The sequence below is a fragment of the Pseudomonas sp. ICMP22404 genome (assembly GCF_006227205.1).
In the GTDB taxonomy this organism is placed as follows: domain Bacteria; phylum Pseudomonadota; class Gammaproteobacteria; order Pseudomonadales; family Pseudomonadaceae; genus Aquipseudomonas.
The window spans coordinates 529,387-555,855 of the sequence record NZ_VCNG01000002.1; the positions used below are offsets into that span (position 1 = coordinate 529,387).

Genomic DNA, 26,469 nt, shown 5'->3' on the forward strand with positions numbered 1-26,469 from the left:
AGTACGTCCGGCAGACACTTTCGATTTCACAACTCGCAACCGCCGAGCGGCGGTTCGCAAGGGAGACTCACCATGACTACGACCCTGTTGAAAGACACCTCAAAACCGCGGCACCGGCGTCTGCTGGCGCCTGCTGTCCTGGCGGTTGCCATGATGCAGTTGGGCGCCCTGGCTGTGACCTCGTCACAGGCCAGCGCTGCCGAGGTGCCGGCCGGTACCATCGGCGCCATCACTCCGGGCACGAATACCTCGTTCGGTCCGTTGAAGCACGTCAAGGCAGGTTTGCTGGACGTTTCCTACGCTGAAGTCGGCCCCGCCGATGGGCCGGTGGTCATCCTGCTGCACGGTTGGCCCTACGACATCCATAGCTACACCGATGTGGCACCGGCGTTGGCCCAGAAGGGCTATCGCGTGCTGATTCCCTATGCACGGGGTTATGGCGATACCCGTTTCCTGTCGGCCAAGACCGTGCGTAACGGCCAGCCTGCGGCGCTGGCCAGCGACTTGATCGACTTCATGGACGCGCTGCACATCAAGCAGGCCGTTCTCGGCGGCTATGACTGGGGCGCTCGCACTGCCGACATCGTCGCGGCGTTGTGGCCGGAGCGAGTGAAGGCATTGGTGGCGGTGAGTGGCTACCTGATCGGCAGCCAGGAAGCCGGCAAGACACCGTTGCCGCCGGCAGCCGAGTTGCAGTGGTGGTACCAGTTCTACTTTGCGACCGAGCGTGGTCGCCTGGGCTATGAAAAGAACACCCATGACTTCGCCAAGCTGATCTGGAAACTCGCCTCGCCGAAGTGGGACTTCGACGACGCGACCTATGACCGCAGCGCCGCCGCCTTGCAGAACCCCGATCACGTCCCGGTATCGATCTTCAACTACCGCTGGCGCCTGGGCCTGATCAAGGGCGAGGCCAAGTACTACGCGCTGGAGAAGAAACTGGCGGCGTTCCCGTCCATTGGCGTGCCGACGATCACCCTTGAAGGCGATGCCAACGGTGCGCCGCACCCACCGGCCGAGGCCTATGCCAAGCGCTTTACCGGCAAGTACGAGTACCGGCTGATCAGCGGGGGTGTCGGTCACAACCTGCCACAGGAGGCCCCGCAAGCCTTCGCCCAAGCCGTGATCGATGCCGATCATCTCTGACTCGGCACGAGGGAGCGCAACGATGAAATTCAAGCATCTGGCGGCGTCCGCCGCGGTTGCATCGGTGGCGTTGATCGCCGCCGGCGTTGCCCTGGGCGATGCCGGCAGCGGCGAGGCTTCACCGATCTATGGGGTGAAGCTTCCCGATGGCTACCGCACATGGCCGCTGATCGCGCCGGCGCAAGAAGCCGAGCCGCTGAACGAGCTTCGAGCGGTGCTGGGCAATGATCGGGCAATCAAGGCTTACCAGGATTCGACGCTGCCGTTTCCCGATGGCACGGTCCTGGTGAAGCTGGCCTGGAAGCATGTGCAGTCACCGGAGTTCGAGCCGGCCTCAATTCCTGGGGCGGCCACCACCGTCCAGGTGATGGTCAAGGACTCGAAGAAATATGCGTCAACCGGCGGCTGGGGGTTCGGTCGCTTTATCAACGGCAAGCCCGCCGACGAGGCCCAGCACCAGACCTGCTTCGCCTGCCACCAGGCGCGGGTGCAGAACCACGATTTTGTCTTTACGCGTCTCGCTCCATAAACCAGGTATCCAAGGAGTTCTCCATGAAAAAAGTCATTGCTGCACTGGCCTGCACGGCGGGCCTTCTCATCGGTGCCAGCGCCTCGGCGCAGACTGTAAAACCCACCGTCGTTCTCGTGCACGGCGCGTTTGCCGACGCGTCGAGCTGGAATGGCGTGGTAAAGATCCTCGAGAAGGACGGCTACACGGTGGTGTCCGCTGCCAACCCTTTGCGCAGTGTGAAGGGTGATGGCGCTGCGGTTTCGGCGCTGTTGGGCAGTATTCAGACGCCGGTGGTGCTGGTCGGCCACTCCTATGGCGGCAACGTCATCAGTGAAGCGGCCAACGACCACGCCAACGTAAAGGCACTGGTCTACGTCAGCGCCTTCGCGCCCGAGGCGGGCGAAACCGTCGCCGGGCTGGCCGGGAAGTTCCCCGGCAGCACCCTCGGCCCGACCCTGGCGGCGCCTGTCCCATTGGCCGATGGCGGCAAGGACCTGTACATCCAGCAGGGCAAGTTCCATGACCAGTTCGCCGCCGACGTTCCTGCCGCACAGGCCGCGTTGATGGCGGCAAACCAGCGTCCGGTGACCGAGGCGGCATTGAATGAGCAGGCGGGCACACCGGCCTGGAAACACATTCCGTCCTGGTACATCTATGGCGACAAGGACAAGAACATTCCACCGCAAGCCATGGCATTCATGGCCAAGCGCGCCGATGCGAGGGATGTGAAGGTGGTCAAGGGGGCTTCCCATGTGGTGATGGTGTCCCACCCGGAACCGGTGGCCCGGTTGATCGAGGAAGCGGCTGCGGCGAAGTGATTCCTGCGTCTTGAGGAGCGCCGCTCACGCATCGAATCCCGATGCGTGGGGGGCTTTCGATCAAGCCATCCATTGCCCATAGGGCCGATGGCGTATGCAAATGCCGCGTACACCCTAATCCAATGTGGGAGCGAGCCTGCTCGCGATGGCGGTGGATCAGCTTGCGGTGATGTTGACTGTGCCGCCGTCATCGCGAGCAGGCTCGCTCCCACAGGGATTGGGGGCATTTCCCGATGTTGTGAGCAGACCGAGATCAGGGTGGGAGCGAGCCTGCTCGCGATGGCGGTGGGTCAGCTTGCATTGATGTTGACTGTACTGCCGTCTTCGCGGGCAAGCCCGGCTCCCACCGGGTTGGGCGGCGTATGCAGATGCTGCGTACCCCGAATCCAATGTGGGAGCGAGCCTGCTCGCGATAGCGGTGGGTCAGCTTGCGGGATGTCGGCTGTGCCGCCGTCATCGCGAGCAGGCTCGCTCCCACAACTCTTCCGCGTCACCTCGTAGATCCTGCTACCACAATGTTCCCGAGTCGTTAAAGCTGCACCCGCCGAAGCCTGCCGCCCAGCGGGACGACATGGCCGTCGGGTGTGGGCAGTCGACGTCCGGTCAGGCCCATGCCTTCGCTCACTAGTACAGCATTCCCCACCACACAGAGATTAGACGGGGTATCCAGGCCTTGGGCGAGCACGGTGACCTGGGCGGTCTGCAGGTTGCAGCTCAACAGTCGACCGGTGAACCGGGTGAAGCCGCCATGCAGCGGTTCGCCGTTCCAGTCCGGCAGCAGGGGTTGTTGCAGGCGGTCGCAGAGCTCCAGCACCAGCACGTTTCCAGCCGGGCACAGGGCCAGGCCGGTGGGCAGTTGCAGACCATCGATCAGCCGTTCGATCAGCCCGCTGCCGGGATGGACCCGGATCACCTGACCCGCCTTGTCGACGAAGTCGATGCCCTTGCGCGCGGGGTCGCTTTGCCGTTCGCCGGAGAACAGGCTGATCAGCACAGCGTCTGTCGCCGGTTCGTACACCAACGTCACGGGCACGGCTTCCTGGCCCTGGTCCAGCTCGGGCAACTGGACCAGTACCCGCTCGTCCTGGCCGTCGACGAACTCCACCAACTGATTGGTATCAGGCTTGACCGCCAGCCAACTGCGGCGAGAGGGGTGGTAACACAGGGCATTGAGATTGCCACGGCTGCGAAACACCGGTTCGGGCGGTGTGAATTGCAGGTCCAGCAGCTTGGAGCCTTCGACGTAATCGGTCTGACTCACCAGATAACGGCCATCTCCGCAGGCCACGTCCGACAGCCCCATGATTTCATCACGCAGCATGCGTACCTGCATGTTCATGGCGCGAAACCCATCCGCCAGCGTTTCTCGGGGCAGGTAGGCGCCAGGTCGATGAGGATCGGGTCGCAGGCGACTGATGCGACCGCTGAAGGTCTGTTCCGGCAGGCCGGAGCCGGCCTCCACCAGCAACAGGCTGCCATCGGCCCGTACACAGACGCCGCGAGGGTTCAGCAGGCCCTCGGCAATGATCATGCTCGGGCGCAGGTTCTGGCTGGGTTGCGCAGGCATATGGATAGACATGAAGCGGCTCTCCGTCATGAAGGGTGGAAGCGATCACTGCGGCGGTTGCCACGGCTCACCGGTGAGATAGGCCCGCAGCAGCGCTCGCTGGCAGGGCGACATCGAGCGCACCACGGGCATGAACAGGGTGGTGCCTTTGTAGGCGTCCGATGTCCGCGCCAGGATGGGATTCTTGGCGCCCATGATCGCGTCGGGCTGGTTCAGCGGGATGTAGCGCGACATGGCGGGGAAGGCCAGGTAGTGAAAACGCAGGACGTTGGGGTACATCAGCGGCCAGGTGATGGTGGTGCCCTTGGGGATGCCGAAATCGGTCTGGGCGTATTTGCGGAAGTTGGTGAAGTAGGCGCTGCTGTCCAGGCCGTTGGCAGTACAGGTCAGGGCCACGAAACCTGCCTGGGTGGCACTGTCTGATTTGACGGTGACGGGGAAACTGACGGAAAGCTGGCCGGGGTTTACGGTCAGCGAGTCGGGGAAGTCGAGGAAGTCCCAATACTGCGGTTCCGTATACGCGGCAGGTGGAGCCGCTTTCAGGTCGATTTCGGTGGTACTGGTCACCGGGCCGCCCAGGTATCGGACCTGCAGGGTGATCGACAGGCCTTTGGGGTAGTCCTCGAGATAGACATTGCGTTGGTCGGCGTAGAGCCGATAGATCGATTCAGTCGCTTGCAGCGTGGTGCCGGCAACCTTGCCGGGGGCGTTAATCGCCAGGGCGTTGGTCTGTACCGCCTGCTGTTGGCTGGCGGTCATGGGCAAGTCGACGATACCGCCATACACGTAATAGTTCAGCAGCGGGCTGCTGGTCGGGTCCAGGGTCGCCAGGGCGGTGGTGCCGGCCGAGATGGTGACGGGGCCGTAGTTGGCGTTGGGGCCGATGGGGCTGGTGATGTCGTCCCTGACGGCGCGGAAGGTTTCCTTCGGAATGACATTCACCATGTCGATGCTCAGGTAACCGTTGCTGGTACCCAGATCTGCATAGCCGGCATTCCCCGTGGCCTGATTGACCAGTTGTCGGCCTGGCTGGCAGCTCAGCGGCTCGTCGGCGAAAGCCGGGGCCAATGTACCGATGACCCGGCCAATGCTCGGGTTGGGCGTGTACTTGCCGGCCGCGTAGTCGGCGTCCAGTTGCTCGGTAGTCATCGTCGGACACATCTCGAACATGACGAAACGCAGGACGATCCCCGTTGCGCCTGGCGCCTGGATGATCGAACGCAGACCGGCGCTGTTCTGGTTCCAGCTGACGATACTGCTCAGGGGAAAGGTCAACTGGAACGTGCCGCTGGCATGGAAGGAGCCCGGCGCGTCCATCTTCGCCGGCAGCAGAACTCGCCCGGCCACGTCGAAACTGCTGCACACGGTGTTGCTGTGAATCAACAGCTGAATGTCGCTGTTGCCGCCGATCTGCAGTCCGCCGACGAAGATCTGGGTGGTGGTCGAGGAGGTGGGGTCCAGGTCCACCATCATCGGACCGGAAACCGGGCCCTGTTGAGTCACCGGATCCACCGAGCCAAGCAGGTAGACCGGCTGGCCCACCAGGTCGCCGGTAGTGCTGATGCCGCCCGGTATCCCTTGGGAGCTGATCAAGGCGTTCTGCATGTCGACGACGTGCTGCCCGTAGTGATTCCAGCCGCCGGCGGTGTAGTAGTCACCGTTGGGGGCGTTGATCATGTCGTTCAACTGGTCGTCGGTGTAGGACTGCGCGCCCGGTGCCAGGGTCGAGGTGGTCAGGTCGAAGAGCGGCCAGTTGTCGTTGCCGTCGTAAGGGATGGTGGGGGAGTTGTTCGGCAGGCTGACGTCGGTGCGGATGCCGCCCCAGAAATTCAGTCGAGGTCCGTTCAGGATGCTCATGATTTATTCCTCGTCCTTGATGGATTTGATGACCGGCGAATTGGCGAATTTGAACAGGTAGGAGAAATCGGACTTGTAGGGGCTCTTGACCGGCGTCGCCATGGAGTGGCAGTTCATGCAACTGCTGTTGGGCTGGATGTAGCTTTCCATGGTCACGTTGGCCGAAAGCGACGGGGTCGGCTGGCCCAGGGGGTTACTGGGGTTGTCCGGCATCAACGGGCGTTGGGTGGTGATGAGTTGGTAGTACTTCAACACGCTTTTCTGCAGGTCGGGATTGCTGCGGTAGTCAGCGTTCACCTTGTCGGTGACCTCGGCAATCGGCGTGACCCGGTTCAATGGGTTGGGGGTCTGGAACGTGGTCCCGGACTTGGGCACGCAGACCAGGTGTGCGCCTTGGGTCTGCCAGTCACAGGGCGACTGGTTGAGGCTGGCGGCGGGTGCGTTGGCGTTGAAGTAGGAATAGGCCATGCCCGATGCCGGTTGGTCGACCCACTGACCGTGCACCAGCGTCTTGGGCGGTACGTTGTCGATCTGCTCGAAGGTCGACCAGATCCACTGCGGATAGCCGTTTACCTTGGTGATGATGTGCAGGCCCACCAGGCCCAGGTAGGCCTCGGTGACGCCGGTGCGTTGGCCCTGGTCATCGAACGTGGCGACGCGGGCGAGCTGGGTCAGGTAGCGGCTGGCATTGTCGCTGGTGGTCAGGATGCGCCAGCTCGACTTGATCTCGATGACGCCGTTGGGAAAGCTGATGTTATTGGCCTTGGAGACGACATCGGCGTTGTAGTACTGGTTGTTGACGATGTAGTCGTAGGAGTTCTCGTTGGCCGAAATATCGTAGTAGGTCGGGTTGCCGGCCTGGTCGATCAGCCAACCGCCGACGGCCTGGTCGACGGCGTTCACCTGGGTGCTGTTTTTCAATGCCGCAATGTTGATGATGCCCAGGCTCTTGGCTTTCTGCGGGGTATTCCAGGGGCCCGGATTCGCCCCCTGCGGCAGGAAGATTTCTTCCACGGTCTTGTAGGTTTGCCAGACGGTGTAGCCGGCGTCGCCTGGCTGTTTGCTGCAGTCGGGATCACCGCGCTGCCCGTTCTGGGCGGGCCAGTTCATGGCGATGAACATCTGCCAGCTGTACTGATCGAACAGGTCCTGGCTGGCGTTGGCGGCGGGCGCCGTGGTGGGGGGCTGACAGTTCAGGGTGCTGGCCTGTGTCGGTGTGCTCTGGTCGCGGGTCTGGTTCAAAGCCAGGGCCGGCAGACTGGCGATCCCCAGCAATATCAGGATGAACGTTTTCATGGCAATCCTTCGTCTTGAGTCGATTCACTGGCGGCGAGGAAGCTTGTTGTGGCAAGGGAGCAAGCGCCCTCGCCACAGTCTCCTTGCCGCATACCCCTTGCATATCCTTGTGAGTTTTCAGGGCCTGCGCTGCATCAGCTTGTTCCACTGCGCCTTCTGGCCGTTGCCCTGCGAAGCCGGAGGCTCGAACAACTGGCAGGGCGGTGGGTTCGACGGACACATCGCGGCCACCTGTGCCCAGGTCTGGGCCGGGTCGGGCTTGGCGATGCGGAAGTTGGTGTAGTTCTGGCTGACGATGGGCGCATTGGCGACGCTGGCGTCACCGGAGAAATAGAACGACTGCGGCGGCCGGTAGGGCGGATGCCCCGACATCTGCTTGTAAAAGGCGTAGCCGAACAGGATCGGCCCCTGCGGTGAGTCGAGGTCCAGGGCATAGGCCTGCACGCTGCCATTGAGGTTCTGGCTGCGCGCGGCGCTGTAGGGCAGGTGCTGGATGAAATCCTGCCGCGGCGGATGGTTCATCGGCGAGAACATGCAGCACGCCGGCATGTCCTTGGGGCGATCCTGCGGATAGGTCAGGAAGTACGCCTTGTTGCCCAGGGACACGAAGGAGCAGGTGTAGTTGTTGTTCTTGATCGGGAAGATCGGCAGGCAGTATTTCTCGTAGTGTTCCATCATCGCGCCGAAACCGTCGCCATCCGGCGGGATGTAGGTGGTGTCGTAGTAGCTGGTGCCCCGGGAGACGGTGTAGTCCGCCGGAACGAGGGTGGTGGGTGGGTTGCTGTAGGGCGGCGGGTTCTTCTCGTAGTTGTGCATCACCCGATACATGGTCCAGTCGCTGATCCAGAACGCCGGGAAAAACGGATCGGAAGGGTCGCCCGGTGCGCGTTTGGCGATGCAGTTGCCGTTCTGTTCGTTGCAGCCTTCGGTGTTATGCACCCCCATGGTGAAGTACACCGCGCCGCTGTCCTGGGCAAAAAGCCCCGGACTGAACAACAGGATCAGTAGCAACAGTCGGCTCAAAATGCTGGCTTTCATATCGACACTCCTGTGAAGTGCCGGGCGGCGGGCACGCCACCCGGTGTTCCTGGATGAAATTGTCAAAGGCCGTTGTAGTCACTCATGCTGAGAGTCTTGGGCGGAAAGTTGAGCTTCACCAGGCGCTTGGCCCACAGCTCCAGTACGGCGCGGCGGCTTTGTGACAGGTCGCGGGTGATGGGCATCGCCAGGGTGCTCTCATCCTGGTTCTCCTTGCTGATCAATATGATCAACTGATCGACGGCGCCCTCTACGCGCGTGCGGGAATCGAGCGGCATGTACTTGTTCATGATGGGGTACAGGTAATAGAAGGTTTGCAGGACCTTTGGAAAGATGAACGTGTTCCATATCTTTTCCGGGGCGTCCGTGGAGGTACACATGCCATTCCAGGCGCTGATGAAGTCCTCTTGCAACTTCATGTCCACGGGCAGGACCCGTATCGGCGCAAGGAAGTCGACGAAGGTCTGGGTGATCGGGAAGCTGAAGGGAATGACCGGATTTTTGCCGTTCTCCTGCACGAAGAAGCGCAGGGTGGGGAAGCCCGGCGCCACTGCCCGGTAGCCTATCTGGGCGATGCCTTGGGCGTTGGTGGTGATGACGGCGTAGGAGTAACTGATGCTGCTGGCCTTTTTGTCCTGCAGTGTACCGGTGCCAGTGCGACCCTTATCGAGAACCAGGCAGGGGCGCAGGTCGACGGCGACCGGTGTGCCGGAATGTTTGAGGAAGTCTTGATACAAGACCGGGCAGCCCACGGGGTCGGACACGTCTTGCAGATCGGTCAGCCGACGACCGCTGCCGGTGCTGCGATAGAGGTCGACCGTAGCCGCATCGGTGAACTGCGGCAGATTGGCCGTGTTCTTGCTGCGGTCCGTCGGGTTGTCGTAGAACAGGGTGAAGTCGGCTGCGTTGCTGAATGCCAGGTAATAGTTGCTGCTGGTGACCATGAAGGGATTGCCATACTCCGCTACATACAACGTGGTATTGGCGGCTGGCTGACCATTTTTCTGCACCATGATGCTCATTATCTTGCGCTCACCGACGTCGATGAAGCTGCCGCTCTCGATCACTTCGGCAGTCCACTGTTGCTGATGGGCGGCCATTATCGAAGGGGTTGGGGCCGCGTTGCGCTGTTGCAGGAGTAGGGGGCCGGATTGCAGTACTCCCTTGGCATTGGAGCTGAGGACGAGGTCGAGGATGCCCGAACGTTTTTCGAAGGCCGATTGCTGGTATTGCTCGAAACCGAAGCCGGCCGCTGCGGTGAATCGCCCTTGCTGGCGGACGCCCAGCAGGTAGCTGCCGGAGTTGAATTTCTCTGGAACGAGGATGTCGGCGTCGGGGTTCACCGGATAGCATGGAAACGTGTTGCTCAGGTCCAGTGACAGGACGTTGCCGGTGAGCTGCGCCGAGATCACCCCCAGGCTCGCACTTTGATCATCCTGTCCCGGTTGAGTCATCGTCACTGGCTGGTTGGGCACCAGGCGCAGCCCGGCGGGGGCGGTGGGGTATTCGTTGGCGAACCACAGGCCCAGCACCGCCGAGGTGCGGCTGTAGGCGGGGTTGAAGAAAATCTGGTTGACGTTGTCCAAGCCCTTCTTGTACAGCTCGCGCACATGCGCCATGACTTCCGGGTTGTTGGAACGGGTGTTGAGGCGCTGCGGGTAATCGTTGAATATCCCGTTCTTGTCGTAGCAGGTCAGGTAGGCGGAAAACCGGAACATCAGGCCCTGCGCCCCTTGCTGCTTCATCTGCTGTTGGAGGTTGTTCAGCAGGAATGAGTTGCCGATCAGCCATTCCAGATTCTCCTTGGGGAAGCAGGTCTGCCAGGTGGTGCTGACATTCACCAGCCCACCCAGGGCGCCCCAACTGAAGTTCAGGAAGCGGTCCATCATCCGGTACTTGCGGTTCAGCGTCAGGCCGCAGGACCCGTCCCCCAGCACCAGTTTGTCGAAATACAACGCCGTGAACGTGTTCTGCCATGGACTGATGTCCACGAAGCGCGCCGGAGTCGGGGCAGAGCTGCCCAGGGGGCTGCCGAGCAGTTGGTATGGCTTGCCGACCAGCGAATCATGGTCGATGTAGGTATTGGCCTGCAATTCGCCGCCGATGACGGTCGAGGTGGTTTTCCCGTAGTTCACTAGGCCGCAACCGTTGTCGCCGAACAGATCCCATTCGGCGGGCATGTAGGGGTCATGCTTTGGATTGATATTGCCGGGCACCTGCTGCACATAGGTCGGCATGTTAGCCATGTGCTGCGTCGAGAGGGTCCATGGCATCAGTGTGTCGGGGGCGTTGTTGTTGTCGATGCCGAAGTGCTGCATGAACGGCCAGTTGATGTCCATGTTTACTGCGTCATACAGCGGGAACATATCGTTGTTGTTGGCCGTCGGCGGATTCCAGAACATCTCGCCGTTGAGGTAGATGCGGGGGAAATTCAATACGCTCATGTCGTGCTCTCCTTAGCGTTTCCACTGGGCGCGTTTCAGCGACCAGACAAAATCCAGCTTGTTGTAGCCGTTGAAGGCTTTGTCCGGCAGCGGTGCAGTGGGGTAGGTGAGGCCCCCTGAGCTCGGGATGGCGAAATTGAAGTAGCCGTCGTTCTTCGAGTAGGCGGCGGTGCTGTGGCAGGCCAGGCAGGACGATGAGTCCTGGAATGCCGATTCCAGCTGCGAGTTCGCCAGGACCTGGGTAATCGGTTGGAATTCCACGCCGATCAGCTCGTACTTCGACAGCGGCGGGTTACTGGCCTGGAACCGGGCATTGACCGGTATGGCATCCGGTGTCGGCCCGGTGTGGTTTGTCATCGGCTTGGGTGGCTTGCCCTTGGTCACGGTGTACTTGTGGTTATTGATGTTTTCGAAGGTGGTCCAGACCCAGTTGGCGTCCAGCTTGTTGACGACATGCAAACCACTCAACGCCGCATAACCGACCTGATAACTGGAGCCCACGGCGTAGTAGGCCTGGGCCACGTAGTAGCCATCTTTTTCCAGCTGCGTCTTGTAGTTCGTGTCCGTGCCGATCCACAGCCAGGAGGCTTTCAACTCCCAGGCCGTGGCCGGAAAGTTCAGGTTGCTCGTCAGGGCCGCTTGACCATCCACGTTGTAGACGTTGTTTTTGACGATGTAGTCGTAGGTGTCCTGGCCCATCAGCAGTTGAAAGCGCACGACGTGACCTTTTTGTGCCTCGGGCACGGCTTTACCGCCCATTTCCAGGCTCAGGCCGTCGACCTGTTGGACGGCGTTGAGGTTATGAAACAGACGACTCGAATTCAGCCCCAGAGCTCGGGCTTGCCTGATCACCTCATCCGGTAGTTTCATACGGCTGTCATATGAACCGGGGTTCGCGCCATTGGCCAGATAGACCTGATCGGAAGGTTTGAACAACTCCCACTGACGGTTGTAGCCGTTGGCGTCGGCCCGGTTCAAACAGACGAACCAGTTCCAGGCCATGGTTTCGGGACTGGTGTTGAACGCGGATCGGGTCTGGTCGACGTTCGTTCCGAACTGCAGGAATTTGTCGCAGTTGAAGGGGCCGGTGTTCTCGGCCTGGGCCAATCCGGCCAGGGCACTCAGAACTGTGATGGTAATGGCTCGCCGCATGGAAGCTCCTTGGCATTGGCCGTGTCGGTGTGAGGGCGCCCCAGGAAGTGTTCCAGGAGCAGTTGTTTCACCGCCGTGGCCGCAAGTTGCTGGGGCAATGGCAGATCACAATTGGTGATGAGCAGCGGGCCGGTCAGCTCGCTGTCGGGCAGGCGTCCATGGCTGCCGCGAACCAGTCCGGTGTCCAGTGGAATCAGGTCCATGTAGTAGCGAAAACCGAGCTTCTTCTGCAGCAGGCGCCGCGCCACTTTCAGTTTTGGGAAACGAATGGCCGGGTCGATGAACAGCTCCAGCGGGTCATAGCCCGGCTTGCGGTGGATGTCCACGGTGCGAGCAAAGTCAGGGGCCTTGCGGTCGTCGAACCAGTAGTAATAATCGAACCAATGCCCCGGCTCGGCCACGACCACCAGCTCACCGCTGCGCGGATGGTCCAGGTGCCAGATCCGTTGTTCGGCTTTATCCAGCACCTGCTCGATGCCGGGTTGGCGCAGCAGCAGCGCCTTGATCCGAGGAATGTCCTGCGCCTGTTTCACATAGACATGGGCGATCTGATGATCGGCGACGGCGAACGCGGCACTGGCGCCTGGGTCGAGCAGTTCCCAGCTCAGGGACTGACGCACTTGCAGCAAACCTTCCGAGCGCAACAGTCGGTTGATGGACACCGATTGGCGGACGGCCTCGATGCCGTATTCGGAGAGCAACATCACCGCTGCGCCTTGCGCCTGGGCAAAGTCCAGCAGGCGACCTACCTCACTGTCGATGGCACGCACTTCCCCGGCAATCGACGGATGATCAGGGCCCAGGCGTTGCAGGCTGTAGTCCAGGTGAGGCAGGTAGATCAACTGCAGGTCGGGACGGTTGATGGCGAATTCGGCGATGGCACAGTCGACGATCCAGCGGCTCGACGCGATGCCGGCGGCCGGTCCCCAGAAGGCTGGGAAGGGGAACTCGCCGATCTGCTGTTCGATACGTTCATGCAGCGTGGGCGGTGCCGAATACAGGCCGAACTGCTTGCGACCATCGGCGGGATAGTGCGGGCGTGGCGTGATGGCCGCGTCCACGTCTGCGTACATGTTGTACCACCAGAACAACTGGCTGCAGCGAAACCCCGAAAGCCGGCGCTTGAGCGTATGCCAGACCTTTTCACCCTGGATCAGGACGTTGGGCTGCAGCCAGAAACGTACTTCGGCCTGGTCGCGAAAATACCAGCCGTTGCCGACGATGCCGTGTTCAGAGGGTGTCAGCCCGGTGAGGATCGAGGCTTGCACCGACGAGGTGACGGCCGGGAACACCGGTTGCAGGGTCGCCATCTTGGCCGTCTTCAGCAGCGCATTGATGTGCGGCGTCGACGCGCCCAGCAGCGCCGGGGTCAGCCCCACCACGTTGATCAGCAGCAGCGGTTGGCGCGGGCGCTCAGCGGGCATTGGCATACGCCTCCCGCGCTTGGGGTTGCAGCAGGTGCCGGTGGCGCAGTTGCTCTTCGACCCAGCGCAGTTCCCTGGCGATGCCCTGGAGTTGGGCATGGGCGGTGGTGGGACGCAGTTGCTCCGGCAGGACGCCCCAGCTGTAGGTTTCCACTTCCAGTACCGGACGAAAATCCTCGTGGCCGGCGAGGAAATCGAAAGTCTGCGCCAGGGCGATCTGGCTGCCGCTGAGTTCGGGCAACAGCAAGTGGTCGCTGAACAGCGGAATGTGGAAATGAATCCGCAACTCGGGGTGGTGCCCGGGGGTGTTCGCGCATTCGTCGAGGGCGGCGGGGAGGTCCGCCCAGGCCGCCAGGCGATCCTGCCCGTCACGGGCTTTCACCTGATGCAGGTAGGTGGCCTCGGCAAAATCGCCCAGGGTCTTGAGGACCTGCTCGCGGCGCTCGACATCCTGGGGCAGTTGGCAGATCAAGGCGTTGGACAGCTGGATCTTACCTACGGGCACCCGGGCCTGGCGCAGCTTATCCAGGGACTGATAACAGTCCTCGAAGACCACGGCCTGGTGGCACACGTCAAAACACAGCGCCAGATGATCATGGTGCGGATCGCTGGCTTGCAGGCGGTGGAAGAAGGCGATGGCCTGGTCGGTGTGTTCCAGCACACAGTCCGGTTCCATCTCCAGGCAGAACACGATCTTCTTGCCGGTCTCCTGATGCAGCCTGTGCAGTGAGGCGGTGAGTTGGCGCAACTGATGCTCGGCGCGCCGGTGCAAGATTGCATTCCAATGGGCGGCATAACCCAGTGGCACGGTGGAAATCACCCCTTGGTGGCAGTCCACCGGTAAGGCTTCGGCAAGGATCCTCGCCAGGTTCAGGCTGTACACCAGCCGCTTCGGATCGGCCCAACTGGGCAGATAGACCTCGGCCTTCACCGCGCCCTGATGAAACTGGCCGTAGGGGAAACCATTGAGCGAGGTCAGGCGCAGCCCGCTGCATCGCAGCAGGTCGAGGAAGGCCGCGCGCGCCGAGGTTTGTTGCAGTTCGGCGGCGGCGAGGGCGCTGATCCACAGGCCGCTGTCCTGTTCGTCGAGCCTGCGCAACGTGCGCACACCCTTGAAATGCTGTTCGATGGAAGACCGCAGCCCGGCCAGGTCACGGGTCGGGTGCACGTTGCTGCAATAGCCGACCTGCCCGGCTTGCCAACCCGTGCCGGCGTTCATTTGATCACCGGTTCCTGGCCGCGCAAGGCGGAATTTTCCTGCCACTGCCGCCGCTGGTCGATGGGCAACGGGGTGCTGACCAGGGTCTTGTCCAATTGGCCGCTCTGGGCAAAGAAGTCCACCGGGTTGTGGAACAGCACCTGCTCGACCTGCGCTTCACTGAAGCCGGCCGCCAACATGGCCTGGCCGGTTTTTGGCACCTTGAGTGGGTCGCTGATGCCCCAGTCGGCGGCGCTGTTGACCACCATTTTCTCGGTGCCGTATTCCTGCAACAGGGCGACCATGCGCTGTTCCGACATCTTGGTATTGGGGTAGATGGAATGGCCGCGCCAGCAGTCGGTATCCAGCACCAGGGGCAGGGTCAATTCGTTGAGGTGGTCGATGATCACCAAGTGCTCGGCAATCCCGACTTCACGAATGACCGCCAGGGTTCGCTTGGTGCCGCCGATCTTGTCGCGGTGCGGGGTGTGCACCAGTACCGGCAGATTGAACTGCTTGGCCAGTTCCAGTTGCGCGGCGAGGAAACGATCTTCTTCCGGGGTGATGTCGTCGTAGCCGATTTCACCGACCGCGACCACGCCGTCTTTCATCAGGTAGCGCGGCAGGATCTCCAGTACTTCGTTGGCGATCGACAGGTCGTTGGCTTCCTTGGGGTTGAGGCCGATGGTGCAGAAGTGGTGAATGCCGAACATGCTGGCGCGAAACCGCTCCCAGCCCAGCAGGGTGTCGAAGTAGTCGATGAAACTGCCGACACTGGTCCTGGCCTGGCCCTGCCAGAAGGCCGGCTCGATGACCCCGGTGATGCCGGCGGCCGCCATGTTCTGGTAATCATCGGTGGTGCGGCTGACCATATGAATATGCGGATCGAAGTACTTGGGCATGGTGAGTCCTCATCAAGAAGGCAGGGAACCGTTGAGCATCAGTTCAGTGAGATTTGGGCCAGGTCGTCGTGCCATTCCGGTGGCAGGCGTTGCTGCTGGCCGAGGCCGACCAGGCGCTGGCGTTGCGCCGGACTGAGCAGGTCGAAATCGATGACCCGCGGCAACCCGGCGGACACCGTCCGTTCGGCGGCGAGCTGTTCGGCCAGCAGGTCGAGGGCCAATTGGTTGAGACTGACGCTGCGCCGTTGTGTCAGGCCGAGCAGGCGCCGCACATCGAGTCCCATGCCCAGGGCCTTCAACACCAGTTGATGGAAGGCCCGGTCGTCGTAGTGACGTGACGGATAGAAGGTGTCCAGCGCGAGAGCGGCAAACACCTGGCTGTTACTGGTGCGCCCGGCTTGCAAGGCAAGCTCCACGCATGCCCCCTGGCTGTCGAGCCAATCAAGGGCTTTCAAGAGCGCGATCTTTTCCTGGTCGTCGCCCCACAGGAACAACTGGCGGAGCAAGGGCAATTGCTCGGCGGCGGGCTGTTGCTCCAGCACCTGGACCAGCAACAATGCCCGTGTGAGCTGCACGGTGCTCCAGTCGGCCTTGCCGGGCAGTGCATGCTCTTTGATATGACGCTTGCACTGGCTGCTCAACAGCGCCGTGGTCGTCGCATCCGGGCGTTGGGCAAGCTGCTCCCGTGCCTGACTCCACCATTGCCGCTCGGCATCGTCGAGCTGTTGCGTGAGCAACTGGTGATGTTCGGCGAGGCAATCGTGACGCATTTCAAAGACCGTCGATGACGGCGCGGTAACGTCCGTGTTCATGTCGGTTTGACCCAGCGTTGGAAGTGTGGGAGCAGGAAAAACACCAAGACACAGGCCAGGCTGCCCAGTGGCTGGTCAGCCACCGCCAGCACCAGGGCATCGAACAGTGGCAGGGCCGCCAGCCCGGCACCGATAAACGCCCGTACCTGCCGTTGCTGTGGTTGCGCCAGGTGACGCCAGTAACTGCGGCCCAGCCATCCCAGCCAGAGCAGCATGACCGGCCAGAACCAGAGGCTATTGGAGTAGAACGCCAGCACCAACGGGCTCAGCATCAGCAGCAGGGGCAAACGGCTGAGCAACTGATTACGGTGTTCCTGGCGGGCCAGATAGGTCAGGCCGCTGATGTAGACGCCGAGCAGCATCGCGCACAGCCAGATCGGCCCCGGCGGAATCGCCAGGCTGGCCGCCGCGGTGAGGTAGAGCGCCGAACGGCAGGCGCCCATCAGCCAGACGCTGTGGGCGTACTTCTTGTGCAGCACGTTGTAGCCGAGGATGCAGGCCACTAGCAGGGTCGCGCTGCCCAGCATCCAGTGTGGTTGATCGATCAGCCGGCTCAGGCCCAGCAGTGCCGCAGCAGCGAGCATCAGCAACAACGCCGTGGCCAACCGTACCTGCTGGCGGCTGACCAGGCCCAGGGTGATGGGGCGGGGGTTGTGGTGTTGTTGGTCCCAGTCGGCGTCCAGCAAATCATTCAATAACATGCCGGCCAGGTACAGCAGCGACAGGGCGGCCAGCAGCAGGAGCCACACCAGGGACGACGGCGGCGCCAGGGCTCCGGCGCTGCTGGCGAGCAGGGCGGCGGCCAGGGTGTTGGTCCACACCGTGGGCAGGTTGGAGACCCGGCCCAGGGTCATCCAGGTCTTGATATTCAGCGGTGCCTGGCTCATTGCGCGCAGCCTTCGCTCAGGGCGAGCGCTGGATCACCGAGGGCGGACAACCGCTGCAATGCCTGCTCCATTCGAGCGGCATCGATCTCGTGCAGGTCCAGGGATTCGCCGATCCGATTGAGCATGGGGATAGAGAGTTGCCCGCCCAGGTGCCGGCGGAACTCTTCCAGCCCGAGCAACACTGACGAACGACCCTGTGCATCCTTGAGGTTCAACTCCGGTGGGTTGAGGCTGAAGCCGAGCTTGAGCAGCAGGCGCAGGATGCGCTCGCTGTCGGCATCGCTCAACAGTCCCAGGGTGTTGGCATACAGGCTGTCCAAGGCGATGCCTACCGCCACCGCTTCACCATGGCGCAGCCGGTGATGACTGAGATTTTCCAACTTGTGCGCCGCCCAGTGACCGTAGTCCAACGGGCGACCGTTGCCGCGCTCGAACGGGTCGCCGGCTCCGGTGATGTGCGCCAGGTGCAGCTCGGCGCAACGGCGGATGGCATAGCGGCTGGCGGCATGATCGAAGCGGGCGAGGGCGTCGGCCTGTTGCTCCATCCATTGGAAGAAAGCCTGGTCCTTGATCAGTGCAACTTTCACCGCTTCGGCCAACCCGGCGATCTGATCGCGATGGCTGAGGCTGATCAGCAGCTGGAAATCGTTGATCACCGCCGTGGCGGGGTAGAACGCACCGAGCAGATTCTTCTGGCCGAAGGCATTGATGCCGTTCTTCACGCCGATGCCCGCGTCGTTCTGGGCCAGCACGGTGCTAGGGATTCGGATCAGGCGCATGCCGCGATGGAAAGTGGCGCAGGCATAGCCCACCGCATCCAGCACCGCACCACCGCCCAGGGCCAGCACATAGCAATGCCGGTCCAGGCCATGCTGCAGCATGTCGCTGTAGAGCTGCTGCAGCACTTGTGAATCCTTGCTCAGTTCGCCGGCCGGTACGGCAATTGGTGGCGCCTGCAAACGCAGGTCCGCGGAGTGGGCGGTGAAGTAGGCGTCGATCTGTTCCGGCAACGAGGGGACGCTGTGTAGCAGTTGTTCATCGGCGAACACCAGGACCGTCACCGGGCCTCGTTGTCGGGTGGTGAGTTGGCGGTGAAGGCAGGGATTGAGCGGGTCGAACAGATGATCGGTGAATATCACCGGGTAGTCGTAACTGACCTCGAAACGCCCGCGCAGGGGCTGCTCGATGTCGCGTTTGCGCAGGTTTTTGAACAGGCTGTACCCGGCGATGAACAACCCGGGCAAGACCATGCTGGCAAGCAGGGTCACCAGCAACGCATTCTGCTCGACGAGGAAGGTGCCGATGGCGCTGTAGGCCAGCGCCAGGCCTGCGTTGGCCAGGACTGTCACCGGCACGAACGCACGCAGCGGGTAACGTTGCATCCCTGCCGCCACCACCGAGGTTTCCGCCAACACAGGCACGCCTCGCAGGCAGATCAACGACAGCGTGCCCAACCGATACCCCAGCTGGCCCGGCTGACGCTGATGAAGACCCAAGCGGCCGGACAGCAGTCGGAAATAACCGGCGCCCAAGGCATAACCCAGCCCGGCCCCCAGGCACAGCCCGAGGAAAATCACCAGGTAACCACCGACGCTGCCAAGCATCGCCACGGCCAGCAGCGCAACCATGCTCGACGGCACCGGCAACACCACGTCCAGCGTCAGCAGGGCAATCAGCAACAACGCCAGGTTGAGTTTCTGGGACGGTGTCGTAGGCAGGTACAGGTTGAGATGGGTCAGGAAGTCTTGGATCTGCTGTTCGAACAGCACGAAGCTGGCGATCACCAGGCCTGAGAAGCAGATCAGCGACAGCCAGAAAGGCGTGGCTGGACCTTTTTGCGAGAGTGCACGAAACCACCGGCTACGCTTCATCAAAGCATCCCTCTTTTATATTTTTGACTTATTCCGTGTCAGTAATCTAAAAGCAGCGTCTGGTGGTTTTCAGGTCGATAGAGGCTCTCGCTTGAGGGGCTGACCCAGGTGCGTTGGGTTGCGCTTGTGAAGACAGTTTTGAATCTAGTCGGGCATCGTCTTTTTGCAAGGCGATTTGATGGCAAATTGATTTTTCGCCGACAGGTGCCGCCGCCATCGCGGGCAAGCCCGGCTCCCACAGGGTTTGATGGCGTATGCAAATGCCGCGCACACCCCAAATCCTCTGTGGGAGCGAGCCTGCTCGCGATGGCGGTAGATCAGCTTGCGGTGATGTTGACTGTACCGCCGTCATCGCGGGCAAGCCCGGCTCCCACAGGGTCTGGTGGTGTACGCAAATAGCGCGCACACCCCAAATCCTCTGTGGGAGCGAGCCTGCTCGCGATGGCGGTGGATCAGCCGACGTTGATGTCAGCCGTGCTTCTCCATTCAACCATCCAGCAACGTCATCGTCCGAGCATCGTACCGCTCGCCCGCCACCGCCTCGTTGGCGCCGAAAATTTCATCCAGCTGGGCGAGTTCATTGGCACTCAAGACCACCTCGGCGGCCGCCACATTACTCTCCAGGTATTTGCGCTGTTTGGTCCCAGGAATCGGGATGACATGGTCGCCCTGGGCCAACACCCACGCCAGTGCCAGTTGTGAGGCACTGATGTGTTTGTCCGCGGCCAACGCCTTGACCCGTTCCACCAGCATCAGGTTGCGACGGAAGTTGTCTGCCTGGAAGCGCGGGTTGAAGCGGCGATAGTCATCGGCAGCGAAGTCTTCCGGTGTCTTCAGCTCGCCGGTCAGAAAGCCCCGGCCCAACGGGCTGTAGGCGACAAACGCGATGCCCAGGCGACGGCAGGTATCGAGCACGTCATTGTGTTCGGGCTCGCGGGACCACAACGAGTATTCGCTTTGCACCGCTGCCAGTGGATGCACCGCGTGCGCTCGTCGAATGGTCTCGGCGCTGGCCTCGGAGATGCCGATCTGGCGGACCTTGCCGGCCTTGACCAGCTCGGCCATGGTTCCGATGGTTTCTTCAATGGGCACCTGAGGGTCGATGCGGTGTTGGTAGTAGAGATCGATGTAATCGGTACCCAGACGCTTGAGGCTGCCATCGACGGATTGCCTGACGTATTCGGGACGACCATTGACGCCTCGGGCATGAGGATCGCTGCTGCGCACCAGTCCGAACTTCGTCGCCAGATAGAGGCTGTCGCGCTTGCCTTTCAAGGCCCGGCCGAGGAGCTCTTCATTGGTGTGGGGGCCGTACATATCGGCAGTGTCGAACATCGTCACCCCCAACTCCAGCGCGCGATGCAGCGTGGCAATCGACTCCCGTTCGTCGACGCCGGTGGTATAGAAATCCGACATGCCCATGCAGCCCAGGCCGATGGCGGAAACGTGGGGACCTTGATGACCCAATTGGCGGGTTTTCATGATGTTGCTCCTGCAGATGAATGACACGCTCAGCTTGCGGTAAACGATTGCATGGATAAATCCACGAATATTGGTTTAACTATTCGTGATTTCTAAATAGTGAGGTAAGCCATTGGACCGTTTACAGGCCATGCAGGTGTTTCGGCGAATTGTCGAGCTGGGTGGTTTTGGCAAGGCCGCCGATGACCTTGAATTGCCCCGAGCCACCGTCAGCCTGCTGATTCAACAGCTCGAAGCGCATCTGGGCGTGCAATTGCTCCAGCGCACCACGCGACAGGTGCGCGCCACGCTTGACGGTGAAGCCTACTACCAGCGCTGCGGCCAACTCCTCGACGATCTCGATGACCTCGAAGGTTCACTGTCGGCACAACGGAGCCAGCCTCGCGGCACCTTGCGGGTGGACATGCCCATCGCCTTCGGTTGCAGCTGGATCCTGCCGCGCCTGCCGGACTTCTATCGACGCTATCCGGCGCTGCAACTGGACATCGGCTTTCACGACCGGCAAGTGCATCTGCAGCGCGAAGGCGTGGATTGTGCGATCCGCGCCGGCAATATCACCGACCAGGCGTTGGTGGCACGGCCCATCGTGCGATTGCACCAACTGACCTGCGCCAGCCCCGACTATCTGGCCCGGTCGGGCACGCCTCGGCAACTGGAGGACCTGGCGACGCATCGCGCCATCAGCTTCGCGTCCGGCAATGGGCGTTACTTCCCCTTCGAATTCGAGGTGGCGGGGCAGGTGCGTGAGTTGCAGATGCCGGGCGAACTGACTGTCAACAATGCCGATGCCTACGTCAGCGCCTGCGAGGCGGGATTCGGCTTGATCCAGGTGCCGCGCTACCACGTTCAGCAGCAGTTGGCCGAAGGGCGCCTGGTGCAGGTTCTGAGCGACTATGCGGTGCCGTTGTGGCCGATTTCAGTCGTGTACCCACCCCATCGACAGCTGTCGCCACGGGTGCGGGTGTTCATCGACTGGGTGATTGAGGTGTTGCACGGGGAAGCGGATGTGCACGGGGAATGGATGGTGAGGATCTAGTGGTCGTGAGGGCCAAGGCGGGCGGCTCCTGGCGCCCACTACCGGAGTAGTTGCGCCAGGGCTCACGATCATGGCGAACGGGTTATTTCGCCGTCGGCATCACGAACTCGGCACCCTTGCCGATGCTTTCGGGCCAGCGCTGCATGATCGACTTCTGCTTGGTGTAGAAACGCACGCCTTCTTCGCCATAGGCATGCATGTCGCCGAACAGGCTGCGTTTCCAGCCGCCGAAGCCGTGCCATGCCATGGGCACCGGGATCGGGACGTTGATACCCACCATTCCGACCTGGATGCGCCGGCTGAACTCCCGGGCTACGTTGCCGTCCCGGGTGAAGCAGGCAACGCCGTTGCCGAATTCGTGGGCGTTGATCAGGTCGACGGCTTCCTTCAAGTCGTTGACCCGCAGGCAGCCCAATACGGGGCCGAAGATCTCATCCTTGTAGATGCTCATGTGCGGTGTGACGTGATCGAAGAGCGTGCCCCCCAGCCAGAACCCATCCCCGCAACCTTCTCCGGCCTCGTTTCCTCGGAAGTCGCGACCGTCCACCAACATTTGCGCACCTTCGGCGATGCCCTGTTCGATGTAGCCGGTGATGCGTTGGTGAGCTGCTTTCGACACGATCGGGCCCATTTCGGCGGTCAGGTCCATGCCATTGAGGATCTTCAGCGCCCGGGTGCGTTCCACCAGTTTCGGCATGACTTTGTCGGCGACATCCCCGACGAACACCGCCACCGAGATCGCCATGCAACGCTCGCCCGCAGAGCCGAAGGCCGCGCCGATCAGCGCGTCGACGACCTGGTCGATATCGGCGTCAGGCATCACCACCATGTGGTTTTTCGCGCCGCCCAGTGCCTGCACGCGCTTGCCCTGGCGGGCGCCGGTTTCGTAGATGTAGTTGGCGATCGGTGTCGAGCCGACAAAGCTCACGGCTTTGACTTCAGGGTGATCGAGCAGCGCATCGACCGCTGCCTTGTCGCCCTGCACGACGTTGAACACGCCGTCCGGCAAACCGGCTTCCTTGAACAGGTCGGCAATGAACAGCGACGGTGACGGATCGGTCGGGCTGGGCTTGAGCACGAAGGTGTTGCCCGCCGCGATAGCCACCGGGAACATCCACATGGGCACCATCACCGGGAAGTTGAACGGCGTGATACCGGCCACGACGCCCAGCGGTTGGCGAACGGTCCAGTTGTCCATTCCGGTCGACACTTGTTCGGTGAAATCACCTTTCAACAGCTGCGGCATGCCACAGGCGAATTCCACGATGTCGATACCCCGGGAGACTTCGCCCTGGGCATCGGTGAACACTTTGCCGTGCTCCGCCGTGATCAACCGGGCGAGCTCGTCGCGGTGGCTGTTCAGCAACTCAAGAAACTTGAACATGACGCGGGCGCGGCGTATCGGCGGTGTGTCGGCCCACTTGGGAAATGCCTCGGCTGCCGACTGCACGGCGGCATTGACCTGATCGACACCGGCCAGGCCCGCACGGCCGGTGACCCTGCCGGTGGCTGGGTTGAATACGTCTTGAGAACGCCCGGAGGTATTCGGGACGTGACGCCCGTGGATGTAGTGATCGATTGGGGCAATAGAATCCGTCATGCAGTTTCTCCGATGAGGGGTGGGAACCCTCGGGAGTGTAGGAAGGGTGCGTTAGCGCGCCTAGCCGTCTAAGATTGAACTCATTGTTCACATTGGCAAACAATCACCTTATGAAAAAGTCACCCCTCGACATCCCCTGGAATCAACTCCATTGGCTCACCGTGTTGTCGGAGCAGGGCAGTTTTACCGCGGCGGCACGTCGCCTGGGTGTCAGTAAGGCGGCGATGAGTCAGCATATCGCCGAGCTGGAACGGCAAGCCGGGATCGCCCTGGTACAGCGAACCACGCGCAGCGTGCGGCTTACGGATGCCGGCCGTGGCCTGGTCGAGGAAACACGCGCGGCCTTTGGTGCAATCGCCCATAGTTTTGCCAGTGTCCAGGACCTTGCACAAACGCCGCGGGGATTGCTTCGGATCACGGCCCCTGTCGCATTGGCCCGGCAGCAATTGGTCCCCAGGTTGGCGACGTTCTTTCAGGCCTATCCGGAAATCCGCGTGGAGCTGTCCATGTCGGACAACATCAGCGCCCTGGCGATGGAAGGGTTCGACCTCGCCATTCGCCATACACAGGCCCCACCGGATACCCACGTCGCCTGGCCGCTTTGCCGTACTCGCACGCTTCTAGTGGCGAGTCGCGAGTACTTGGCGCGTCGGGGAATTCCAACGGAACCCCACATGCTGGTGGGTCAGGATTGTCTCTACTATCCCCGCCAGGATCAGCCGGCCTGGCACTTCGTGCCAAGGAATGCGGCGCCTGATCATCCTCGTACCACGGTGCCGGTCACCGGCGTGTTTTCCGCCAACAACAGCGAAGCGTTACGTGAGGCGGCACTCTGCGGATTAGGCATCGCCTTGCTGCCGGATTTCAGCGCGCAAGCCGCGCTGCGTGACGGCAAGCTCGTCGAGGTGATGCCCGACTGGGAGTCGACCGGGGCGTTCGCTTCCCACTTGTATGCCATTCGCCCTTACTCCGCCCATGTGCCACGGGCGGTGAGTGTGTTTACGGCCTGGCTGCGAGAGACCTTCGTAGAGGGCTTTGTGGCGGATTGAGAGCTGGCCCAGCTTTTTGTGGCGAGGGGATTTATCCCCGCTGGGGTGCGAAGCGCCCCCAGACATACTGCCTGACACACCGTCCTGTCAGGTTTTAGGGCTGCTTCGCACCCCAGCGGGGATAAATCCCCTCGCCACAGGTCCCTGCGTCAGAACAATTTGGTCAGCAACCAATAAAGGCTGCCCGACAACAGAATCGCCGCCGGCAACGTCAATACCCAAGCCATAAGCAGGTTGCGGATCGTGCGCATCTGCAAGCCCGAGCCATTGGCGACCATGGTCCCGGCCACCCCTGAAGACAACACATGGGTGGTGGACACCGGCAAGCCGAACATGTCGGCGGCGCCGATGGTCAGCATCGCGACGGTTTCCGCCGAGGCGCCCTGGGCATAGGTGAGGTGGCTCTTGCCGATCTTTTCGCCCACCGTCACCACGATTCGCTTCCAGCCCACCATGGTGCCGAGGCCAAGTGCGATGGCCACGGCGATTTTCACCCACAGCGGAATGAACCGTGTGGAGTTGTCGATCTGCTGCTTGAACAATTGCAGCTTGCCGCTGGTATCGGCGTCGAAGTTACCGATTTTGTTCTTGTCCATCAGGCGGATGGTTTCGCTGGTCAGGTACATGTCGTTACGCACGTTCCCCACGGCTTCGGCGGGCACTTTGGCCAATGAGCCGTAGCCCTTGACCTCAGCCCCGATGGCGCCGGTGAGGGCGGCGAGGGCAGGCACCAGTTGCGGCGTGGCTTCCTTGCTGCGAACGAAATCGGAGAGGACCGCCCGGGGATCTGCCGGTGCCGGTTGCGGTGTGCTTTTTACCAGGGCCTGCTGGGTGACTTCGGCCACGGCGGCGAACTGCAAGGCTTGATCGGCAGGCATGGTGCGGTTCAATGCATAGGCCATCGGCAGGGTCCCCACCAGGATCAACATGATCAGTCCCATGCCTTTTTGGCCGTCGTTGGAGCCATGGGCAAACGACACGCCGGTGCAGGTGGCGATCAGCATGCCGCGAATCCACCACGGTGGCGGGGTGTTGCCTTCCGGTGCCTTGTACAGAGCGCGGTTCTTGACGAAGGCTCGCAGCGCCAGCAACAGCAGCGCGGCACAGCCGAAACCCACCAGGGGCGAGAGCAGCAGCGCGTAACCGACTTTGGCAGCCTGGGTCCAGTCCACCCCGCTGGTGCCGTCACGGCCGTGCATCAGGGCATTGGCCACGCCGACGCCGATGATCGAGCCGATCAAGGTGTGCGAGGACGACGCCGGCAGGCCCAGCCACCAGGTGCCGAGGTTCCACAGGATCGCGGCGATCAGCAGGGCGAAAATCATCGCGAAACCGGCCGATGAACCGACTTGCAGAATCAGCTCCACCGGCAGCAAGGCGATGATGCCGAAGGCCACCGCTCCACTGGACAGCAGCACCCCGAGAAAATTGAAGAACCCCGACCAGGCTACCGCGAAGTTCGGCGCCATGGAGTTGGTGTAAATCACCGTCGCCACGGCGTTGGCGGTGTCGTGAAAGCCGTTGACGAACTCGAAACCAAGGGCAATCAGCAGCGCCACGCCCAACAGCAGGAACGGCGTCCAGGTGGTGACCACGGTGCCGAATTCGCCCATGTCACGCACCAGGCTGTAGGCGGTGAACAGCAGGCCGGTGGCCAGCACTGCGAAAAATACGATCAGGGTCAGCATGCTCGGCTTGCGGTTGAGCTGCGGTCTTGAGATGGGGCTTATCGAATCTGAGACAAAGGTCGGGGTGGTCATGATGACATCCGGTTCATGGAGGGAACGCAGTTCCGGCGCTCTTTGCCACTGCAGTCACGCTGCTCGTGGTGGATGAACTGCTGCCGGCATGGCGGAAGGGTTGGGTTGTGAGTACCAACGGAAATGCTATTCACGATTTGTTACGAGATGGTGACTGGCGTCAGTGAGTCAACTGATTCAAGCGAGGGTATGCAAAAAGCCCGAGTGCCCCCAATCCCTTGTGGGAGCGAGCCCGCTCGCGATGGCGGTGGTTCAGCTTGCAGGGAGGTTGACTGTGCAGCCGTCATCGCGAGCAGGCTCGCTCCCACAAGGAGACTGGCTGGCTTGCGAAAGCAGGCTCTTCGACGAAGTCCCTCTCTTCTGACTAAACAAAGTTGACGCCAAAATGATGGCTCTTTACCATTGCGCCACTATTTTGATGGCCACCCCCTTCGCCCCCCCCCCAATCTGGAAGGCTCGGACGCCCCGACCGAGCGCGAAGCGCCGTGCGTACTCCTTTTAAAATTGCTGCAACGAGACCTGATCATGGACGACCGCCAATACGCCTTGCTGGCCCGCCAACCTTCTGCTGCCCTGCAAAACCGCGAACGGTTCTGCGGCATGCCCAAGCGCGGCCTGG

Annotated in this window: 20 protein-coding genes; 5 read left to right on the top strand and 15 right to left on the bottom strand. The window is 61.8% G+C overall.

What is annotated here, in order from left to right; all coding sequences use genetic code 11:
* The first annotated feature begins 72 nt into the window (after window positions 1-72).
* From FGE05_RS06045 to FGE05_RS06055, 3 genes are read left to right on the top strand one after another with little or no spacing between them, the layout of a single operon-like run.
* Complete coding sequence (locus tag FGE05_RS06045) at window positions 73-1,146, top strand: alpha/beta fold hydrolase (RefSeq protein WP_139642425.1); 1,074 nt, start codon at window positions 73-75, stop codon at window positions 1,144-1,146.
* 22 nt (window positions 1,147-1,168) lie between these two features.
* On the top strand, window positions 1,169-1,675 hold the full coding sequence (locus tag FGE05_RS06050; protein ID WP_139642430.1) for a cytochrome P460 family protein: 507 nt from the start codon (window positions 1,169-1,171) through the stop codon (window positions 1,673-1,675).
* 23 nt (window positions 1,676-1,698) lie between these two features.
* Complete coding sequence (locus tag FGE05_RS06055) at window positions 1,699-2,475, top strand: alpha/beta fold hydrolase (protein WP_139642433.1); 777 nt, start codon at window positions 1,699-1,701, stop codon at window positions 2,473-2,475.
* Between the two features lie 529 nt (window positions 2,476-3,004).
* Here the strand turns inward: FGE05_RS06055 and FGE05_RS06065 are convergent.
* The 13 genes from FGE05_RS06065 to FGE05_RS06125 form a co-directional block, all read right to left on the bottom strand.
* Window positions 3,005-4,054, bottom strand: a complete 1,050-nt coding sequence (locus FGE05_RS06065) for a hypothetical protein (protein WP_139642439.1) — start codon at window positions 4,052-4,054, stop codon at window positions 3,005-3,007.
* 33 nt (window positions 4,055-4,087) lie between these two features.
* Window positions 4,088-5,899: a hypothetical protein gene (locus tag FGE05_RS06070; protein ID WP_139642442.1), complete on the bottom strand. Its 1,812-nt coding sequence runs from the start codon at window positions 5,897-5,899 to the stop codon at window positions 4,088-4,090.
* Between the two features lie 3 nt (window positions 5,900-5,902).
* Window positions 5,903-7,195 (bottom strand): hypothetical protein, encoded by a 1,293-nt coding sequence (locus FGE05_RS06075; protein WP_139642445.1) that lies wholly within the window; start codon window positions 7,193-7,195, stop codon window positions 5,903-5,905.
* Window positions 7,196-7,312: 117 nt separating this feature from the next.
* A complete protein-coding gene (locus tag FGE05_RS06080; RefSeq protein WP_139642447.1) occupies window positions 7,313-8,233 on the bottom strand; it encodes a hypothetical protein in 921 nt (306 codons plus the stop codon).
* Between the two features lie 62 nt (window positions 8,234-8,295).
* The gene (locus FGE05_RS06085; protein ID WP_139642450.1) at window positions 8,296-10,677 is read right to left on the bottom strand and encodes a hypothetical protein; all 2,382 of its coding nucleotides are present in this window, start codon (window positions 10,675-10,677) and stop codon (window positions 8,296-8,298) included.
* Window positions 10,678-10,689: 12 nt separating this feature from the next.
* Entirely contained in the window at window positions 10,690-11,829 is a 1,140-nt protein-coding gene (locus FGE05_RS06090; protein ID WP_139642453.1) for a hypothetical protein, read from the bottom strand.
* Window positions 11,799-13,253, bottom strand: a complete 1,455-nt coding sequence (locus tag FGE05_RS06095) for an alkaline phosphatase family protein (RefSeq protein WP_139642549.1) — start codon at window positions 13,251-13,253, stop codon at window positions 11,799-11,801. The genes FGE05_RS06090 and FGE05_RS06095 overlap by 31 nt, the downstream gene beginning before the upstream one ends.
* The gene (gene eboE, locus FGE05_RS06100; RefSeq protein WP_139642456.1) at window positions 13,243-14,472 is read right to left on the bottom strand and encodes a metabolite traffic protein EboE; all 1,230 of its coding nucleotides are present in this window, start codon (window positions 14,470-14,472) and stop codon (window positions 13,243-13,245) included. The genes FGE05_RS06095 and eboE overlap by 11 nt, the downstream gene beginning before the upstream one ends.
* Complete coding sequence (locus tag FGE05_RS06105) at window positions 14,469-15,353, bottom strand: TatD family hydrolase (RefSeq protein WP_139642460.1); 885 nt, start codon at window positions 15,351-15,353, stop codon at window positions 14,469-14,471. The genes eboE and FGE05_RS06105 overlap by 4 nt, the downstream gene beginning before the upstream one ends.
* Before the next feature lie 38 nt (window positions 15,354-15,391).
* Window positions 15,392-16,165, bottom strand: a complete 774-nt coding sequence (locus FGE05_RS06110) for an EboA domain-containing protein (protein WP_139642463.1) — start codon at window positions 16,163-16,165, stop codon at window positions 15,392-15,394.
* Window positions 16,162-17,052: a UbiA family prenyltransferase gene (locus FGE05_RS06115; RefSeq protein WP_139642467.1), complete on the bottom strand. Its 891-nt coding sequence runs from the start codon at window positions 17,050-17,052 to the stop codon at window positions 16,162-16,164. Before FGE05_RS06115 ends, FGE05_RS06110 begins: the two co-directional genes overlap by 4 nt.
* Window positions 17,049-18,923: a 3-dehydroquinate synthase gene (locus FGE05_RS06120; RefSeq protein ID WP_139642470.1), complete on the bottom strand. Its 1,875-nt coding sequence runs from the start codon at window positions 18,921-18,923 to the stop codon at window positions 17,049-17,051. Before FGE05_RS06120 ends, FGE05_RS06115 begins: the two co-directional genes overlap by 4 nt.
* A 486-nt stretch (window positions 18,924-19,409) precedes the next feature.
* On the bottom strand, window positions 19,410-20,405 hold the full coding sequence (locus FGE05_RS06125) for an aldo/keto reductase (RefSeq protein ID WP_139642473.1): 996 nt from the start codon (window positions 20,403-20,405) through the stop codon (window positions 19,410-19,412).
* A gap of 112 nt (window positions 20,406-20,517) precedes the next feature.
* Between FGE05_RS06125 and FGE05_RS06130 the strand changes: the two genes are divergently transcribed.
* A complete protein-coding gene (locus tag FGE05_RS06130) occupies window positions 20,518-21,441 on the top strand; it encodes a LysR family transcriptional regulator (protein ID WP_139642476.1) in 924 nt (307 codons plus the stop codon).
* A gap of 82 nt (window positions 21,442-21,523) precedes the next feature.
* Here FGE05_RS06130 and FGE05_RS06135 read toward each other — a convergent pair whose 3' ends face one another.
* Window positions 21,524-23,041, bottom strand: a complete 1,518-nt coding sequence (locus FGE05_RS06135) for a CoA-acylating methylmalonate-semialdehyde dehydrogenase (RefSeq protein WP_139642479.1) — start codon at window positions 23,039-23,041, stop codon at window positions 21,524-21,526.
* A gap of 110 nt (window positions 23,042-23,151) precedes the next feature.
* Here FGE05_RS06135 and FGE05_RS06140 point away from each other — a divergent pair, with 110 nt between their 5' ends.
* On the top strand, window positions 23,152-24,090 hold the full coding sequence (locus FGE05_RS06140) for a LysR family transcriptional regulator (protein WP_139642484.1): 939 nt from the start codon (window positions 23,152-23,154) through the stop codon (window positions 24,088-24,090).
* Between the two features lie 149 nt (window positions 24,091-24,239).
* Here FGE05_RS06140 and FGE05_RS06145 read toward each other — a convergent pair whose 3' ends face one another.
* A complete protein-coding gene (locus FGE05_RS06145) occupies window positions 24,240-25,850 on the bottom strand; it encodes an inorganic phosphate transporter (RefSeq protein WP_139642487.1) in 1,611 nt (536 codons plus the stop codon).
* Window positions 25,851-26,469: the final 619 nt, after the last annotated feature.